Here is a 17,455-nt window from a genome sequence, read left to right on the forward strand (position 1 = left end):
GAAAGTATGTGAAAACTAAGGAACCGCCGTATACGGAACCGTACGTACGGTGGTGTGGGAGGTCGGTAGATAAAATAATTATCTACCTCCTACCCGATTTCACAGGAAAGTGCGTCCTGTGAAATAAAAACGCTCCGCGTGGATCGCACTGCGGCGGTAAGGAATTATGCTGCAGAAGCAACCCGCCGCAGGCGGAAAATCCTGCTTTGCAGGATTCTTTTTTAGGAGGAAATTTTCATGAGAGAATATGCAACACAGATGGAAGCAGCCCGCAGGGGCATTGTAACAGAAGAACTGAAAAAAGTAGCTGCAAAAGAGCGGATGACGCCGGAAGAGCTGATGCCGTTGGTGGCAGAGGGAAAAGTGGCAATCTGCGCCAATAAGAATCATACATGTATCGATCCGGAAGGAGTAGGCTCCATGCTGCGCACCAAAATCAACGTGAATCTTGGGGTATCCAGGGATTGCAAGGATTACGACGTGGAAATGGAAAAGGTTATGGAAGCAGTCAATATGGGGGCTCATGCCATTATGGACCTGTCGTCCCACGGGGATACCATTCCATTCCGGAGAAAACTGACCTCAGAATGCCCCGCTATGATTGGAACGGTGCCGGTGTACGATTCTGTCATTCATTATCAGAGAGATCTTGCCACATTGACGGCTAAGGATTTCATTGATGTGGTCAGGCTGCATGCAGAGGACGGCGTGGACTTTGTAACGCTTCACTGCGGCATTACCAGAAAAACCATTGATCAGATTAAAAAACATAAACGGAAAATGAACATTGTATCCAGAGGGGGCTCTCTGGTATTTGCCTGGATGAGCATGACAGGGGAGGAAAATCCCTTTTACGAGTATTTTGACGAAATTCTGGAAATCTGCCGGGAATATGATGTAACCATTTCTCTGGGAGACGCCTGCCGCCCGGGCTGTCTGGCGGACGGCTCGGATGTGTGCCAGATTGAAGAGCTGGTGCGTCTGGGCGAATTGACCAAACGGGCCTGGGAGCAGGATGTGCAGGTGATGGTGGAAGGGCCGGGACATATGCCGATGGATCAGATTGCAGCCAATATGAAGATGCAGCAGACTATCTGCATGGGCGCGCCCTTTTATGTGCTCGGGCCCATTGTGACAGATATTGCGCCGGGATATGATCATATTACCTCAGCCATCGGCGGAGCCATTGCAGCCCAGAATGGCGCAGCTTTTCTGTGCTATGTTACGCCGGCGGAGCATTTGGCGCTGCCCAACGTGGAAGATGTAAAGCAGGGAATTATGGCTTCAAAGATTGCAGCCCATGCGGCAGACATTGCAAAGGGCGTCAGAGGGGCCCGGGAACTGGATGATAAAATGGCGGATGCCAGGCGCGCTCTGAACTGGGAGGCTCAGTGGGAATGCGCCATGGACCCTGAAACAGCAAAGAAAATTCGGGAGGACCGGAAGCCGGAGCATGAGGACACCTGTTCCATGTGCGGAAAGTTCTGTGCTGTAAGGAGCATGAATAAAGCGCTGTCCGGAGAATATATTGATATATTATAACAGGAGGGCATATGAAGGTAAATATTAGAAAACTGGCAGTTGCAGGCATGATGACTGCCTTAGGCGTCAGCCTGTCAGCATTTTCCATTCCCATCGGGGCTTCCAGATGTTTTCCCATCCAACATCTTTTAAATGTACTGGCCGGGGTGTTTCTGGGACCTTCCTATGCCGTGGGATTTGCCTTTTCCACCGCTCTGATTCGGAATCTGATGGGAACCGGAAGCCTTCTGGCATTTCCGGGCAGCATGGCCGGGGCTTTTCTGGGAGCTGTGCTGTTTCGGTATACGGGAAAAATATGGACGAACTTTTTGGGAGAAATTATGGGTACAGGAGTTATCGGAGGAATGCTCTGTTATCCGGTGGCCAGTTTGCTGTTGGGAAATCAGGAAGCTGCGCTGTTTACGTATGTGCTTCCCTTCTTTATCAGTACGGCCGGGGGATGTGTGCTGGCGGCAATTTTGCTGGGCGCCATGTACCGGTCCGGCACAGTTTCTTATCTGCAGGGAATACTGAAAGGGGCAGAGCAGTGAAAGCGAGGAATCCGGGAGAAAATTTGTTTGAATACGCGCCGGAGCAGATAGCGGAAGTATTTGTGAGAATCCGGGCCCGTAACTATCTGGTTCATATGATTCCCAATACGGTGTCCGCTCCTCTGTGCGCCGACGGTCTGGCTGCGTTGGGAGCCCGGCCCCTGATGGCGGTAGCTGCAGAAGAAATGGCGGAAATTGTATCTCAGGCGGACGGCTGCGTGATTAATCTGGGGCAGATGACGAAAGAAAAGCAGAAAGCAGCCAGGATCGTGCTGAAACAGGCGGCAGAAGCAGGCCGGCCTCTGGTGTTAGATCCGGTGGGGTGCGGAGCCTCCCGGTTCCGGATGCAGGCAGTGCAGCAGCTTTTGGCGCTGCCCTGGCAGGGAATCCTTAAGGGAAACCGCTCAGAACTGTACAGTATTCAGCAGCAGAAATTAACCAGAGAAGGGATAGATTCTTTAGAGGAACGTTCCCTGCTCCATCAGATTTCCACGGGCAGGGTATATCTGGTTACCGGAGAAACCGACGAGATTCTCTGGAAAGATAAAATGATACAGATTCCCCACAGGGCAGCGAGCCATTGGAACATGGTAGGCACCGGATGCCTGGCAGGAGCAGTGACAGGCGCATGCTGCTGCGCAGCCGGAGAAATGTGCAGAGAATCTATGGGGAAGATATCTTTGGAATCTCTGAAATTAGCCGCTGTATCAGCAGCTTTGGGTATGGCATTCGCACTGGAGCAGGCAGGAGCAGCCGAAGGATACGGGACAGCCAAATCCGCGCTGCTGAATGCCCTGGGACAGCTGTCAGCCAAACATTTTTCAGACTGGCTGCAGACTCTGAAATAAAAATTATGACCTGAAATAAAAAGCAAACCGTAACGAAAGGAGATCGCAATGAAAAAGTGGCTGTACCTGATTGCAGACTTTTCTTATGGAGAAGCCAGAATAGAAGCCGCCCTGAAAGCCGGCATAGATTATATTCAGCTGCGGGAGAAGGACATTTCTTCTGCAGAATATCTGCTGCGGGCCAAAAGAATGCGGGAAATAACCGATAAATACCGCACCAGGCTGATTATCAACGATCGGCTGGATATCGCCCTGTTAAGCGGGGCAGACGGAGTCCATTTGGGACAGGAGGATGTTCCGGTGAAGGACGCCAGAAAGCTTCTGGGTGCCCGGGGAATCATCGGAGCCACCGCTAAAACGCCGGAGCAGGCAAAACAGGCCATGGAAGCCGGAGCGGATTATCTGGGCAGCGGCGCATGGTTTTTTACAGAGACAAAGAAAGATGCCGTTCCCATTTCAGAGGAGACATATCTGCAGATTCTGCAGTCCGCGCCCATTCCAAATGTGGCAGTGGGAGGCATTAATGCAGAAAACGGCAGAAAACCCCTTTCTCTGGGAGCCGGCGGCCTGGCAATTTCTGCAGGGATACTGAAAGCAGAGGACCCGGAAGCGGAAGCCCTTAAGATACGGCAGCTGTTAGAGCAAAGAGAATCTGCAGAAACGGAGGACTGAAGGTGAAAACAGTGCTTACAATCGCAGGAAGCGACTGCAGCGGCGGCGCCGGCATTCAGGCAGATTTAAAGACCATTGCGGCCCACGGCCTGTATGGAGAGAGCGTAATTACAGCGCTGACAGCGCAGAATACATTGGGGGTAGCGGATATTATGCCGGTATCCCCTGATTTTTTGGAAAAACAATTGGAATGCGTATTTACGGATATAGCGCCGGACGCTGTGAAGCTGGGTATGATTCCGGGAATTTCCCAGATGAAAGTCATAAAGAAAAGCCTGGAACACTGGCAGGCAAAGCATGTGGTGATGGACCCGGTGATGGTGTCCACCAGCGGCAGAAATCTGATGGAGCCGGAGGCTCTCGCTTATTATCAGAAAGAACTGCTGCCCCTGGCAGAGATTTATACCCCCAACTTGCCCGAAGCAGAACTGCTGCTGAAAACAACTGTAAAAACAAAGGAAGAAAGGGTTGCGGCGGCAAGGGAGTTTGCGTTACAATACAAAGGTGTGTTATATTTAAAAGGCGGCCATGACCAGCTTTTTGCAGATGATTTACTCTGTCTGGAGGGAGAGCCTCTGTGGATTTTTGGAGAACATATTGACAATCCCAACACCCACGGGACAGGATGCACTCTGTCTTCTGCTATTGCCTGCGGACTTGCCCGGGGGCTTGGAGCAGAAGAAAGTGTAAGGAAGGCCAAGGAATATATTACCGGGGCCATTGCAGACGGAATGAATCTTGGAAAGGGAAACGGCCCGCTGAACCATATGTACCGAATCAACCGCTGTCTGCCTGAAATTTAACAGGCGGTACAGAGGATGCTGAGCAGCGAAGAAACTGCAGCAGTGCATGATGGTGATTACAGGAAAGGAGATTTTGCAGATGAAGAAGAAATTGCTATTGTTTGGATTGGGAATCTGTCTGCTGTTTACTGCCTGTTCCGGGAAAAATGCAGCGGAAAATACAAAGCAGCAGGAAGAAAAAACAGATGATAAGCAGGAAACAAAGCCAGAGAAGGAAGAGGAAAAAGAAGAAAAAGAGGAAACGGACTTTCCGGAAGAAGCCGGCGTGGAATTGACCAAGGCTCCGGAAGTGTCGTTTGTAGATTATTCGAAAAATATTACCGATGAAAAAACGGGTACGCTGCTTCTTTCTGTTACGGAAAACTGCCCTGTGGTTTCCATTCCGGAGAATGAGGCTGCGGCCGAGAAAATAAATATGGCTTTTGATCAAAAGCATTCAGAAGCGCAGGCTTATATTGAGGAAGATACAGAACTGGCAAAAAACGCTTATGAGGGATTGTCAGAGGAGGAGAGGAAGGACTGGTCAGGCTACGGATACGGCGCCACTTACAAAATGGTCTATGCTTCTACCAGGATCTTGAGCATTGAAGCCCAGAATTATCAGTGGCAGGGAACGCCTCATCCCAATACCTGGACTTCTTCTTATTGTTTTGACGCCTCCACCGGAAAACTTCTGTCCCTGTCAGATATTTTTACAGACAAAGCAGAGGCCGGAAAAATAGTGGAAGAACATATTTTGAAAAAAATTACAGAGGACCCCTATAAAGACGGCTTGATGGAGGATTATGAAAGCTTTGTGCCGGATGTTCTGACAGAGGATGTATTTTACTTGAATGACAAGGGCCTGGTGGTGATCTGCAATCCCTATATACTGACTACTTATGCGGCAGGAATTATTGAGATTGAAGTGCCTTATGATGCATTGAAGGATGTAATGAACGAGAAATATATACTGGACTGATAAGGGAATCATTATGGAGAAATCGAATCTGACAACCTTGTGTTATGTGGAGCAGAACGGAAAATACCTGATGCTCCACCGGGTAAAAAAGGAACGGGATGTCAATAAAGACAAATGGATTGGAATCGGCGGACATTTTGAACCGGGAGAAAGCCCGGAGGAATGTCTGCTTCGGGAAGTGAAGGAGGAGACCGGTCTTACGCTGACCGGTTATTCTTTCCGGGGAATCATTACCTTTTCTGCAGCGGGATGGCCGGTAGAATATATGTGTCTTTATACCGCGGACAGTTTTGAGGGAACACTGACAGAATGCAATGAGGGGACCCTGGAATGGGTAGATAAAGAACAGGTGCTTTCTCTGAATATCTGGGAGGGAGATAAAATATTCTTCCGTCTGCTGTTGGAGGACGCGCCCTTTTTCTCATTGAAGCTCAGCTACGAGGGCGACCTGTTGACCCAGGCGGTACTGAATGGACAAAGACTGACCTTGTGATGCTCAACATAACAGATAGGGTTCTACGGCCCGCTTCCAGTGGTCTGCCAGCCGTTCCAGATTCCAGGCGGCATTGGCAGGACTGGTGGAAGGAAGTTTGTGTATGGCGGCATACCGGGAAAGATCTGCCGGCAAATGGGAGCTGCCGGAATCTGGAGATAAGCCTGCCAGTGAATGGGAGCTGCCGGAGCCTGCGGATGGGGCCGCCAGCATGGGCACCGTGTATTTTTTGTAAAGTTCACATGCTTTGCTGCCGTTTCCAAAGACTGCCTGAATGGAAGTCTGCCTCAGCAGGCCGGGAATGTCGGCAGGAACCACATTCCGGATGCTGCTGTCGGAAGAACCGATGATATCGCAGCTTAAAATAACGTCCCAAAGGGCGATTCCATGAGACAAAAGAAGATGCTTTTTCTCCGAAACAGACGAAGGAACCGGCTCGCCGGTTATGACCGCCAGAACCTTCCAGAACCGGTTCTGGGGATGGCCGTAGTAGAAATGCTTTTCTCTGGATTTTACAGAAGGGAAGGTGCCCAGAATCAGAATTCTGGAATCTTTCTGAAAAACAGGATCAAATTCATGGGTGAGCCTCTGATATTCTGACATGGGCAGTTCCTTTCTGTGTAGTTTTTTGTGATACCTGGCGCAACAGTCCTTTTACTCGCCGTGTTTTAATGAAAACCGGCTGATCAGTCCTTTTAAATTCTGTGCCTGGGCCGCCAGTTCTTCACTGGAGGAGGCGCTTTCCTGTGCAGTCATGGAATTAGTAGTAACTGCCACAGACATTTGTTCAAATCCTGTGTTAATCTGTTCAATGGCCGCTGCCTGTTCTCTTGCCGCTTCTGCAATCTCTGCAATAATGTCGTTGATTTCACTGGTATTGCTTACTACATGGGTAAGGGACTCGGCTGTCTCGTTGGCAATATTTGTGCCGTTTTCCACTGTTTCAATGGACTTCAAAATCAACTGGGCAGTGTTCTGCGCTGCTTTTGCGCTTTCTTCCGCAAGGCTTCGCACTTCCTCTGCCACAACAGAGAAGCCTCTTCCGGCTTCACCGGCCCGCGCCGCTTCAATGGCGGCATTTAATGACAGCAGGTTGGTCTGTTCTGCAATATCTTCAATGTTTCTGATAATGTCGCTGATCTTGGAAGATCCGGCTTTGATATCAGCCATGGCATTGATCATGGACTGCATCTGCAGGTTGCAGGTTTCTACGTTTTTCTCAGCTTCCAGGGAGCGGAGATTTGCCAGAGAGGCATTTTCTGCCGTAAGCCTTACCTGTTCGGAAACATTTGCAATGCTTGCGGTAAGCTCTTCTAACACGCTTGCCTGGTCGGTGGTGCTGTCTGCCAGGTTTTTAGCCCCCAGTGAGGTGCCGTCTGAGTGATCCGCCACAAGATCGGCAGCGCTGTTCATCTGCATCATGGTTTCATTGAGGGAGCCCACAATGGTGTCGATGGATTCCTTTAAGCTGACGAAATCTCCGGTGAAGCTGGCCTCTGTCTGAATGTCCAGATTTCCGTCCGACAACTGTGCAAGTACCCTGGTAATATCAGAGATATACAGATTCAGGCTTTGAATGGTCTCATTCAGGTTATTGGAAAGAATGGTAAGCTCATTTCCGGTGTTGATGATTTCAACCGGTGTTTTCAAATCGCCTTCCGCAAGCTTAACCAGACGTTCTGTGACAGAATCCACCGGATGAATAATGTCTTTGATTTTACGCGCCGTCAGGGAGATATTTACAGCTAAAAGCAGGATGCCGATGATACTGTTGACAAGTACGGAAATCAAAACGATAGATGTAAATTCCCGATGGGGCGCAGTAATAATCAGACGCCAGTCCCCGTGGCCTTTGACCGGGCAGTAAGCGGCAAACATACTTTTCCCGTTCTGGCGGTAAGTGATTGTGCCTGATTGCTCCGTGGAAAGGATTTTCTTGGTTGCCTTAGCCAGAGAAGGATTTTTCCCGTCTGTCTGGGTGACAGCATTGGACTGATCTGCAATTTTCTGCTGATCCTTATGGAAAATAACAGTGCCTTCTTTATTTATAATATAGGCGTGGCCTGTTTTTCCGAATGTGATTTCTCCGATTTTGTCATTGACGGAATCAACCAGATCCACAATATAGACAGTGCCCACAATTTTGTCGTCATTGTAAACCGGCGCGCCGCTGATAATAATGATATCGCCGTTGAGGCGGTTGATAATCGGCTCGCCCACAAAGACATCTCCTTTGGATGCTGTCTGGAAATGAAGCTGGTCGTTAAAGTCGAAATCCCCGTAATTGGAATAGCCCTGTCCGTTTAACTCCACAAATCCCACTTCATCATAGTTATTCTGGGAACGGACATTTTCCATGGCTTCTAATTTTTCCTCCTTGGAAGCGCTAGTGTCCCGGATGGTTTCTAAAGAAGCCACATTCAGCGCATTTACTTCCAGAGTGTGCAGCGTCTGCTCCACCGCGGAAGAGGTTGAGTTCAGCGCCACATTCGCCATTTCATGAAGCGTGTTCATATTGCTGAAATACATAAACACGCCGGATACAATAATCAGCGTAATGACTGACAGCAGAAACAGCCGGGTAACCTGGGTAACCAGAAGCTTCTGAAGACTCTGATCCTGATTCTGCTTCTTTTCCGGTTTTGCCGGGTTGGAAATCTGTTTTTTCATCTTTTTCATCTTTGGCCTCCTGTTTTTTATCAGTTCCTGGCTGAGTGAAACGCCGCGGCCCTACGAACGGAACTGTTCAAATTCTTTGAATTCAGAATAGCATTTCAGGGGTGTGCTGTCAATGTGAAATCTTGCTCAGGAAGTGTTTTTCAGCAGTTGCAAAGTTTGGAAAATCCCTATATAATCAAGCTGTAACGGAAGGGAGAAAAGCAATGGTAAAAAACAGAGGAAAACGGCTGACCAGATATGCAGAAGATTATGTGGTGTTTGATTTGGAGACTACAGGAGTTCGTCAGGGACTGGATCGGATTATAGAGATATCTGCCGTAAAGGTGCGGGGCCATAAAGTAACGGAAGAATATACAACACTGGTAAATCCTGAAATGCATATTCCGAAAGGGGCCACGGCAGTCAACGGCATTACGGACGATATGGTAAGGGATGCGCCGAAGATGAAAGAGGCGGTGGAAGGATTTTTGGCTTTTATTGGAAACGATATTCTGGTGGGCCACAATATTCATACCTTTGATTTGAATTTTATCTGTGACGCAGCCATGGAAACCCTTGGGGCAGAAGTGAAAAACGATTACGTGGACACCTTATACCTGGCAAGAAAATGCCTGCCGCAGCTGTCCCATCACAGACTGGTGGATGTGGCGGAGCATTTCGGGCTTAGCACTAAGGGAGCCCACCGCGCCCTGAACGACTGTATGATGAATCAGGGCAGCTATGAAGAACTGGGGAAAATCCTGCGGACCATGCAGCCGATATCTTCCGACGTCCGCTGCCCCCTCTGCGGTGGGGAGATGGTGAAGCGAAAAGGAAAATACGGGGAATTTTATGGATGCAGCAGTTTTCCAGGCTGCCGCGGGACCCGGAAATTATAGCGGCTTTCGGGATTGCCGCAGAGCCGGAAAAACATATAGTTTTCCAGGCTGCCGCGGAACCCGGAAATTATAGCGGAATTTTAGGCTGCCCCAGGACCGGGAAGATAGGAGAATATCATGTTTGGAAGAAAGAAAAAGCAGCATTCGGAAATACAGCCTTATAATCCCATAAAGCAGACGCCTGTCATCCGTGCCAGCATTTGCACCGGAGAGCAGGTGGCCGGATTTAAGGATAAAGAAAGCGGGAAATTTGAGGAAGCCATGTTAATCCGGGGCGAAGGGGATTTGCAGGAGTTCTGCAGCCGTTTCGGAGTAAACCGGGAAGATATTAAGAAAGTGTGGTAAGAGATGAAATCATTAGTGATTGCAGAAAAACCAAGCGTGGGCAGGGATATTGCCAAAGTGCTTGGATGCAGCAAAGCCGGCAATGGATTTATGGAAGGAAAAGACTATGTGGTAACCTGGGCCCTGGGCCATCTGGTGGAGCTTTCCGATCCGGAAAGCTACGGAGAACAGTGGAAAACCTGGAACATGGAAACGCTGCCCATGATGCCCCAGAAACTGGAAATCCAGGTGATAAAGAAAACCGGAAAACAGTACCAGACTGTAAAAACCCAGATGTACCGCAAGGATGTGGGCCAGATTATCATTGCCACAGACGCAGGCCGGGAAGGGGAACTGGTGGCCCGTTGGATTATTCAGAAAGCAGGGGTGAAAAAGCCAATGAAACGGCTGTGGATCTCTTCTGTGACCGATAAGGCCATCCGGCAGGGATTTGCCCATTTAAAGGACGCCGGGGAGTACCAGAAATTATACGAAGCCGCCGTAGCCCGTGCCGAAGCAGACTGGCTGGTGGGGCTTAATGCCACCCGTGCCCTTACGGTCAAGCATAATGCGCAGCTTTCCTGCGGCAGAGTACAGACGCCTACCCTTGCCATTATTGCCGGGCGGGAGGCCCAGATTCGGGGATTTAAACCCCAGCCCTATTACAGCCTGAAGGTAAAGGGAAACGGAATCTGGTTTCAATGGAGATCCGGGCAGAATCACACAACCACCGATTCCCGGGAGGAAATTGCCAGAATCAGCGATAAAGTGAGAAACAGCTCCGGCGTGGTGGAGGATGTGAAGAAAAAACAGCAGAAGTCTTACGCGCCCCTTTTGTATGATCTGACTTCTCTGCAGCAGGACGCCAACAGGCTCTATGGCTTTTCCGCCAAGCAGACTCTGGATTATATGCAGCGCCTCTATGAACATTATAAAGTGGTAACTTACCCCAGAACCGATTCCCGGTATCTGACCCAGGATCTTGTGGAAACGCTGCCGGAGCGGATCAGGGCATGCCGGGGCGGAATTTATGGGCCGGTCTGCGCGAAACTGCTGAAATCTTCTGTAAAGGGAAATAAATCTTTTGTGGATGATAAGAAAGTGTCGGATCATCACGCCATTATTCCCACAGAACAGGGCATCAGCCTCAGTGAACTGGAATACGGAGAGCGGAAAATCTATGAACTGGTGGTCTCCCGGTTTCTGGCGGTTCTGCTTCCCCCCTGCGAGTATGAACAGACGGAAGTGACCGTACTCTGCCAGGGAGAACGTTTCACAGCCAGGGGGAAAATCGTCCGTCATCCCGGCTGGCAGGAGATCAGAAGCCTTCAGAAAGAGGAAGGAGCCTTCCAGGACGAACCGGAAGAGGACGAACTGTGGGGCAAAGGCCGCAAGGAGGAAGTGTTAGAGCAGATGCCGGAATTTGCCAGAGGGCAGAAAATTCTGTTTGGAGAGGGGAGCATCAGCGAAGGAAAAACAAAGCCGCCGCTGCCGTTTACCGAGGCTACCCTGCTTGCCGCCATGGAAAATCCTGTGAAATATATGGAAAGCGCAGACAAAAGCCTGAAAAAGACATTGGGAGAAACGGGAGGTTTGGGAACAGTGGCCACCCGGGCCGATATTATTGAAAAACTGTTTCACAGCTTTATGCTGGAAAAGAGAGATCAGTATATCCATCTGACCTCTAAGGGCAGACAGGTGCTGGAGCTGGCGCCCCGCGGCCTGACTTCTCCGGAGCTGACGGCAAAGTGGGAGCAGGAGCTTTCCGACATTGCCTGCGGAAGAGCCAAAAAGAAAGATTTTGAGGCGAAAATCCGAAGCTATACGGCAGATATTGTCAAAGACATTGCAGCTTCCTCCAAAACATACCGCCATGACAACCTGACAGGAAAGAAATGTCCGGAGTGCGGCAAGCTGATGCTGGAGGTCAATCACAAAAACGGCCGGATGCTGGTATGTCAGGACAGGGAATGCGGCTATCGAAAGACTTTGTCGAAAATCACCAATGCCCGCTGTCCCCAGTGCCATAAAAAAATGGAACTGATCGGAGACGGGGAGCAGAGACGTTTTACCTGCGCCTGCGGGTATCGGGAGAAACTTTCCGCCTTTGAAAAGCGGAAAAAGGAAAGCGGCGGCGGAGTGTCCAAAAAGGATGTGAACCGCTATATGAACAAGATGAGACAGGAGGCAAAGGAACCGGTTAACAATGCGTTTGCCGATGCCCTTGCCAAAATAAAGTTATAAATAGTAAACCCTCATCATGCACTGAGTTCAAATTTCTGAACCATCTGATTCAGCATTTCCGCCTGGGAGGCCAATTCCTGGGAGGTGGCGGAGGTTTCCTGGGAAGCTGCGGAATTGTCCTGAATTCCATGGGCAATTTCCTCAATTCCCATGCGGAGCTGATTCATGTTTTCCGCCTGGGCCACTGCGCTGTCTGCAGTTTCTTTGATCATTTTATTCACGTTGCCGATGGCGCTGACGGATTCTTTCAGAGATTCCATGGCGCTGCCGGCAATGGCATTTCCTTTCCGGATTTCTTCCATAGAAATGCCAATCAGTTCCTTGGTGGTATTTGCCGCTTCAGAACTTTCTAACGCCAGTTTTCCGATTTCATCTGCAACTACAGCAAAGCCTTTTCCTGCTTCCCCGGCGCGGGCGGCTTCAATGGAAGCGTTTAAAGAAAGCAGGTTGGTCTGTGAAGCGATGTCCTCAATGGTCTGGATGATGCCCACAACCTGTTGGGAAGTTTCATGTATCTTGTCCATGGCGTTCATCATCTGTTTCATTTTTTCCTGATTTTCTTCAATGACGGCGGCAGCCTGTTCCGTTGCCTTTGCAGACGCTTCCGCCTCCCTGCGGCTGTTGTCCACCTGTTCAGCGACTGTGGCGGTGGTTGCCGTCAGCTGCTCAATGGAAGCGGCCTGCTGCTCTGCGCCTTCCGCCAGAATCTGGGAGGCGGATGCAAGTTCCGAAGCCCCCACAGATACGTGCTGGGAACTTTCATTGATTCCCACCATAACCTGATTCATGGAATCGGAAATATTTAAAAGGGCAGTTTTTATTTTCTGAAATTCTCCTGCGTAATCATTTTTCAGGCTGATGTTCAGATTTCCGTCGGCAACCTGTGACAGCACCTCCGCTGTCTCGTCAATGTATACAATATATTCCTTCAGACGGCTGACAGTTTTTTGGATGGACTGTCCCAGCTCTCCGATTTCATCCTGACTGGTAATATGAAGAGTTACATCCAGATCCCCGGCGGCAAGCTGCTGGGCCGTATGGTTCAAATCCATGATGGGCCTTGTGAGACTGGCAGAGCTTTTTCGGATACTGAATGCAATCAGGGCAATGCCTCCTGCGAAAATAAGAATCAGAGCCAGAACCATGGCAAACAGCGTCGCATAATATTCAGAGGACGGCAGGCTGCTCAATACGATATATCCGGTATCTCCGGCATGCTGCAAAAAGCCGTATTTAGGAGTTCCGTCTGTTTTGAATCTTAAAAATACATTTTTACTGGAAGCGGCTGCTTTGACAGCGTTTTCTGAGATGTTGATGTCTTTGATATTCTGCTGAATCATATCGTTCTGGGGATGGTACACAATCATGCCGTCTCCTGATAACAGCAGAATGTATCCTTTGCGGCCGATTTTATATTCACTCATGAGTTTTGTCATTTGATCCAGAGTGATATCCATGCCCACTGCGCCCAGAATATCTCCGGTCACATCGTCATACACCGGCGCGGCTGCGCTTAAAACCATTTTTCCATTGGTGGAATCCACATAGGGTTCTGTTAAAATGGTCTGTTTTGTTTCAATGCAGCTGTACCAGCTTCGGCCTGTAATGTCCCAGTCCTCCTCATTGGTCAGACCGTCAGACTGAAGAAAGGAGCTTGCGTCCAGATCGGAAATCCATACAGCCATAACGTTGTCGGAATCGGAGGCTGCAATATTTGCCAGATTATTTAAAACAGCCTCTTTCTGCGCTGCCTGGCTGATGTTGCCGCCGGCTTTTGTCTCTCTCATAACCTGCTTGATTTCCGGATTTGCGGCAAGCTGTTCCACGCTTTTTGTATATTGTTCCAAAAATCCGGTTAACTGGTTTGCAGTTGCCCTGGATTCCTGAATCAGTTCCGTTTTTCTTGCTGAAATGCTCAGCCATGCGACCATGCAGATTGCAACCGCAGCGATCAGCAGAAATACCAGAATAACGCTTCCGCCAATCTGACGGAGTATTTCATCTGCAATTCGTTTCTTTGAAATTGACGACTTCTTTTGTTGTTTCATAAAAACCTCCCAAATATAAACCAATCCATTCTGTTCTATGGTTTTATTATAGACCTATTTTCCGGTTAGCACAATGAAAATTTCAAATCTCTGAAATTGCAGATCAAAACGGAGCGTTGGCACTGGTTTATTCTCAGCAGCTGCAAGTACCATTTATTTCGTTGAAAGGGTACATAGAAGAACGGGCGATTAATATCGCTAATTATATAATTGAGGAAAATGCTACCGTAAAGCAGACAGCGAAGAAGTTTGGAATCAGCAAGAGTACGGTGCATATGGTATTACTCCGGCGGTTAAATATCCAGTATCTTACTTGCCCAAACCTTCATCTGCTTTGTTACATCAATGACATTGGATTTCAGAAATCCTTTCATATTTTCAGCGTCACATCCACATAAAACTCCGAGCCGCTGTTGGAAGCCTGTGCCGATCCACCGTATTTTTCCGCGGCGGTAGCGATGGAAATAAGTCCGGTTCCTTTCCCGCCATGCTTTGTGGAACGATAGCCATCCTTCCCCTTTTGTACCCTGCCGTCAAAACTGTTGGTGGAAACGATGTACAGCCTGTTGCCGTGGCGAAGCTCCGTGGTCAGACAGAAATAGCGCCTGTTTTCCGGTATGGTAAGGCATCCGTCAATGGCGTTTTCCATCAGGTTTCCAAACAGGGAGGCCATGTCAAGCTCGGTGGCAGGCAGAGGTTCCGGCAGCTCAATGCGCCAGTCCGTATCTATGCCTGCAGAAACAGCCATTTCGTAGTAATAACCAAACAGCGCATTCAGTGCTGCATTGGCGCAGAGATTTACAGGCGTGTTTTCAGAAAGGCTGATTTCATATTCTGCAAGGTGTGCCCGGATGTTGCCGATATCGCCTTCTTCCGCAAGGGCGGAAAGCAGGTGTACGGAATGGCGGAAGTCGTGGCGCAGCCTGGCAGTCTGGCGCATATGCTCCTGCAGTGTCCGGTACTGATGGGACTGCATCTCAAGGAGCTGAGTGTGTTCCTTGAGTCTGGCATGATCCAGTATGACCGTCGTACCCCAGTAGAAAAGCAGATAGATTGCTGTAAGGAATGCAAACAGACACCCCTCTAACAGTGGGAAAAGGTAGAACATACGCCCTGTATGGAGAGTGCGGTAGGACTTGGGGACAGCAAATATATTGAAGATAAGTAATATCGCAGACAATGCGACTGTCGAGTACCATATTTTGGGGAGGTTCAGGCAGTCAACCATCCGGAAAAAATATCGGCAGGCCGGCCATGCGAAAGAGGCTGCGACCAGGCAGGAAAGCCCAAGCCGGAAAAAAGCCGCTTCCATGGAGAAATCTGCAGCGCCCGACAATGGGTGCAGGTAAGAGTCAAAGGCATAGGCAAACTGCGCAGGGAAGGTCTGTACGGCACAGACGCCCACATAGACGGCAAGGCATTTTGACAGGCTGGCCGTTACGGTGCGGCGGTATAGGAAAAAGAACAGGATAAGGGACGGCAGGAGGATGACGTTTGCATCAACCCGCAGCATGGCACAGAGAAATGAGCAAAGAAAAGCGTATGGGAGCAGGACAGCCGTGCATAGTGCGGCCGTCTTAAATGGTGTATGCCTCATCTGGTTCTTCATTGTATAATAGCAGGATGCTGCAAAAGGCAGCAGTATCAAAAACTGTGGCAGCGCCGACAGCCATCTGTTCATATCCATGTTCGGTCTCCCTTTCTGATGCCGTTTGGCACAGAACGTCCGGCAAAGTGCGCCTGGCGCTCACGTATCTTCCTGAAATTGTAATCCCTCGCTGCCTGCTCAATTTTCAGGCGGTCCCGTACACGGATCGGAAACTGTGCACCATTTTCCAGTATGCAGCAGTTATCTCCAAATTCAAGGATGTAATCGGCATTTATGGTGATTCCTTTGTTGACGGGAAGAAAGCGGGCGTCTCTGCCGGTCAGATCCAAGAATTCCGTCATGGTCATGCGGCAGCGCAGCTTTCCCCCATCTGTAAGGACGATGTCAAGGTAATGTGCGTCTGTGGCAACGGATGCAACTTCGTCAAGGAATATCTGGACGGTTTTCCTGTCGCTTATCACCTCTATGTATTTCTGCGGCGGGGGAAGCACTCCCAGAATATCCGTGAGAACCCCAAAGATGCGCTGTGGAGAGAAAGGTTTAGTGATATATTCAAAGGCGTGGCAGGAAAAGGCGTCCGGCATAAAGTCCATACTGGAGGTTAAAAAGACGAGGACGCACTTGTTATCTAAGCTTCGCATCTTCAGTGCGGCTGCAACGCCATCTATGCCGTCCATGTATATGTCCATAAAGACGGCAGAAAAGTCACCGTTTTTAAATGCCTCAAGGAATGCCTCCCCATTTAAGAATGGAACAATTTCCATCTGACAGCAGCGCCGTGCGCCAAAGTCGCGGATAAGCTCTGCCATCTCGTCCAGACATTTCTGTTCATTATCCACTAAAGCGATCTTCAAATCGGTTTCACCTCAATTCCATATAAAAATCTAATATTAACATAGCACAAAAAAAGTCATTTTTCAAACCTGTCAAACATCAATTTTCAAATTATAAAAACCCGATTGATGTTCTTGCCAGAAAATTGACGTTCTTGCCAAAATGCTTTTTTTATTTGCCGGAAGATGTATAATAGGGAAAGTTTTGTACATATTGACAACGGCGTTTCATACGATACGTTCACAAAATTTAGGAGGAATTCTATGAAAAAAAGATTATTTTCTGTCATGATTATTGTATGTATGGCAGCTATACTTGCCGGCTGTGCAAAAGGAGGTGAAGCGGCAAAGTCTCCCGAAGATCTTTATCGGGACGCGGTCAGAGATGCGGCTTTTGCCGATGATGACGAAATATTGCCGTTGGTATCGCTTGTGGAAAGTGACCCAATGACTACATGGCAGAATGGCAAGGCACTGCTTCTTACCTGGCACAATTACCCTGAAAGTTATCCCGAGGGCGAAACAGTTACTATTCAGTGGGGGCCGGTGTGGGTGTTTACCGATAAAGAAATAGCCTCCCATGCTGAGGAATTGCAAAAGGCAGATGATGCAGAGGCACGGTTAAAGCAGATCATTTCCTTTGCTCCTGATTCTGAACATTCCACTGTAACAGGTCTTTGGGTAGACCCAAAAAACGTAAAGCGCCCGGCTTATCAAAGCGATCCAACCATTGAGGATATGTCCAACAGCTTTGATGAAAACGTTGATGAGGATTTTAAGTCCTGGTTTGATGATAACACGCTGTGGTCGTATTTTTATGGTGAATATCCGTGGACAAGGCTTGGATATACCTACGATTGGGCGGATAATGACACGGAATACGGAATGACGGAATTCATTGTGGAGGACGGCGCCCAGGTGACAGTGGAATTCACCGAAACTACAGAGGAATTTTTAAACAGAATTACTAATGACAAGGAAGAATAACAAA

Annotated in this window: 15 protein-coding genes and 2 pseudogenes; 12 read left to right on the top strand and 5 right to left on the bottom strand. The window is 48.9% G+C overall.

The window, feature by feature from the left end:
- Positions 1–237: 237 nt before the first annotated feature.
- From thiC to ACTO17_RS12045, 7 genes and pseudogenes are all read left to right on the top strand, one after another.
- Positions 238–1,542, top strand: coding sequence for a phosphomethylpyrimidine synthase ThiC (gene thiC / locus ACTO17_RS12015; protein ID WP_172535447.1), 1,305 nt, complete (start codon positions 238–240; stop codon positions 1,540–1,542).
- Positions 1,543–1,553: 11 nt separating this feature from the next.
- Positions 1,554–2,072, top strand: coding sequence for an energy coupling factor transporter S component ThiW (gene thiW / locus ACTO17_RS12020; protein ID WP_172535446.1), 519 nt, complete (start codon positions 1,554–1,556; stop codon positions 2,070–2,072).
- A complete protein-coding gene (locus ACTO17_RS12025) occupies positions 2,069–2,920 on the top strand; it encodes a hydroxyethylthiazole kinase (protein ID WP_482558101.1) in 852 nt (283 codons plus the stop codon). Before thiW ends, ACTO17_RS12025 begins: the two co-directional genes overlap by 4 nt.
- 48 nt (positions 2,921–2,968) lie before the next feature.
- Positions 2,969–3,592: a thiamine phosphate synthase gene (thiE, locus tag ACTO17_RS12030; RefSeq protein ID WP_482558102.1), complete on the top strand. Its 624-nt coding sequence runs from the start codon at positions 2,969–2,971 to the stop codon at positions 3,590–3,592.
- Positions 3,593–3,594: 2 nt separating this feature from the next.
- Positions 3,595–4,395 (top strand): bifunctional hydroxymethylpyrimidine kinase/phosphomethylpyrimidine kinase, encoded by an 801-nt coding sequence (thiD, locus tag ACTO17_RS12035; protein ID WP_482558103.1) that lies wholly within the window; start codon positions 3,595–3,597, stop codon positions 4,393–4,395.
- A gap of 79 nt (positions 4,396–4,474) precedes the next feature.
- Positions 4,475–5,356 carry a DUF3298 and DUF4163 domain-containing protein gene (locus ACTO17_RS12040; RefSeq protein ID WP_482558104.1) on the top strand — a complete coding sequence of 294 codons (882 nt, stop codon included), beginning with the start codon at positions 4,475–4,477 and terminating at the stop codon, positions 5,354–5,356.
- A 10-nt stretch (positions 5,357–5,366) separates the two neighbouring features.
- A pseudogene (locus ACTO17_RS12045) lies at positions 5,367–5,846 on the top strand (NUDIX hydrolase); the annotation flags it as partial.
- Positions 5,847–5,852: 6 nt separating this feature from the next.
- On the opposite strand, the gene ACTO17_RS12050 reads toward ACTO17_RS12045, so the two are convergent.
- Positions 5,853–6,452, bottom strand: coding sequence for a DNA-deoxyinosine glycosylase (locus tag ACTO17_RS12050; RefSeq protein WP_482558105.1), 600 nt, complete (start codon positions 6,450–6,452; stop codon positions 5,853–5,855).
- A gap of 51 nt (positions 6,453–6,503) precedes the next feature.
- Positions 6,504–8,528 carry a methyl-accepting chemotaxis protein gene (locus ACTO17_RS12055; protein ID WP_482558106.1) on the bottom strand — a complete coding sequence of 675 codons (2,025 nt, stop codon included), beginning with the start codon at positions 8,526–8,528 and terminating at the stop codon, positions 6,504–6,506.
- Positions 8,529–8,731: 203 nt separating this feature from the next.
- On the opposite strand from ACTO17_RS12055, the gene ACTO17_RS12060 reads away from it, so the two are divergent.
- The 3 genes from ACTO17_RS12060 (at position 8,732) to ACTO17_RS12070 (ending at position 11,974) form a co-directional block, all read left to right on the top strand.
- Complete coding sequence (locus ACTO17_RS12060) at positions 8,732–9,406, top strand: 3'-5' exonuclease (protein WP_172535439.1); 675 nt, start codon at positions 8,732–8,734, stop codon at positions 9,404–9,406.
- Positions 9,407–9,523: 117 nt separating this feature from the next.
- Entirely contained in the window at positions 9,524–9,751 is a 228-nt protein-coding gene (locus tag ACTO17_RS12065; RefSeq protein ID WP_482558107.1) for an aspartate dehydrogenase, read from the top strand.
- A 3-nt stretch (positions 9,752–9,754) separates the two neighbouring features.
- Positions 9,755–11,974 carry a DNA topoisomerase III gene (locus ACTO17_RS12070; protein ID WP_482558108.1) on the top strand — a complete coding sequence of 740 codons (2,220 nt, stop codon included), beginning with the start codon at positions 9,755–9,757 and terminating at the stop codon, positions 11,972–11,974.
- Between the two features lie 14 nt (positions 11,975–11,988).
- Here the strand turns inward: ACTO17_RS12070 and ACTO17_RS12075 are convergent, their stop codons facing one another.
- Positions 11,989–14,022, bottom strand: coding sequence for a methyl-accepting chemotaxis protein (locus ACTO17_RS12075; protein ID WP_482558109.1), 2,034 nt, complete (start codon positions 14,020–14,022; stop codon positions 11,989–11,991).
- Positions 14,023–14,183: 161 nt separating this feature from the next.
- Here ACTO17_RS12075 and ACTO17_RS12080 point away from each other — a divergent pair.
- Positions 14,184–14,318: pseudogene (locus ACTO17_RS12080) on the top strand (sporulation transcriptional regulator SpoIIID); the annotation flags it as partial.
- A gap of 74 nt (positions 14,319–14,392) precedes the next feature.
- Here the strand turns inward: ACTO17_RS12080 and ACTO17_RS12085 are convergent.
- Both ACTO17_RS12085 and ACTO17_RS12090 read right to left on the bottom strand, forming a co-directional pair.
- Positions 14,393–15,709, bottom strand: coding sequence for a sensor histidine kinase (locus ACTO17_RS12085; RefSeq protein ID WP_482558110.1), 1,317 nt, complete (start codon positions 15,707–15,709; stop codon positions 14,393–14,395).
- The gene (locus ACTO17_RS12090; RefSeq protein ID WP_482558111.1) at positions 15,700–16,485 is read right to left on the bottom strand and encodes a LytR/AlgR family response regulator transcription factor; all 786 of its coding nucleotides are present in this window, start codon (positions 16,483–16,485) and stop codon (positions 15,700–15,702) included. Before ACTO17_RS12090 ends, ACTO17_RS12085 begins: the two co-directional genes overlap by 10 nt.
- Before the next feature lie 243 nt (positions 16,486–16,728).
- Here ACTO17_RS12090 and ACTO17_RS12095 point away from each other — a divergent pair, with 243 nt between their 5' ends.
- Positions 16,729–17,451: a hypothetical protein gene (locus tag ACTO17_RS12095; RefSeq protein ID WP_482558112.1), complete on the top strand. Its 723-nt coding sequence runs from the start codon at positions 16,729–16,731 to the stop codon at positions 17,449–17,451.
- Positions 17,452–17,455 lie beyond the last annotated feature (4 nt).

It is taken from the genome of Petralouisia sp. (genome assembly GCF_056822245.1).

Coding starts and splice junctions, on each gene's coding strand:
- thiC (WP_172535447.1), top strand. CDS start 238: ATGAGAGAATATGCAACACAGATGGAAGCAGCCCGCAGGGGCATTGTA.
- thiW (WP_172535446.1), top strand. CDS start 1,554: ATGAAGGTAAATATTAGAAAACTGGCAGTTGCAGGCATGATGACTGCC.
- thiE (WP_482558102.1), top strand. CDS start 2,969: ATGAAAAAGTGGCTGTACCTGATTGCAGACTTTTCTTATGGAGAAGCC.
- ACTO17_RS12040 (WP_482558104.1), top strand. CDS start 4,475: ATGAAGAAGAAATTGCTATTGTTTGGATTGGGAATCTGTCTGCTGTTT.
- ACTO17_RS12050 (WP_482558105.1), bottom strand. CDS start 6,452: ATGTCAGAATATCAGAGGCTCACCCATGAATTTGATCCTGTTTTTCAG.
- ACTO17_RS12055 (WP_482558106.1), bottom strand. CDS start 8,528: ATGAAAAAGATGAAAAAACAGATTTCCAACCCGGCAAAACCGGAAAAG.
- ACTO17_RS12060 (WP_172535439.1), top strand. CDS start 8,732: ATGGTAAAAAACAGAGGAAAACGGCTGACCAGATATGCAGAAGATTAT.
- ACTO17_RS12065 (WP_482558107.1), top strand. CDS start 9,524: ATGTTTGGAAGAAAGAAAAAGCAGCATTCGGAAATACAGCCTTATAAT.
- ACTO17_RS12070 (WP_482558108.1), top strand. CDS start 9,755: ATGAAATCATTAGTGATTGCAGAAAAACCAAGCGTGGGCAGGGATATT.
- ACTO17_RS12075 (WP_482558109.1), bottom strand. CDS start 14,022: ATGAAACAACAAAAGAAGTCGTCAATTTCAAAGAAACGAATTGCAGAT.
- ACTO17_RS12085 (WP_482558110.1), bottom strand. CDS start 15,709: ATGGATATGAACAGATGGCTGTCGGCGCTGCCACAGTTTTTGATACTG.
- ACTO17_RS12095 (WP_482558112.1), top strand. CDS start 16,729: ATGAAAAAAAGATTATTTTCTGTCATGATTATTGTATGTATGGCAGCT.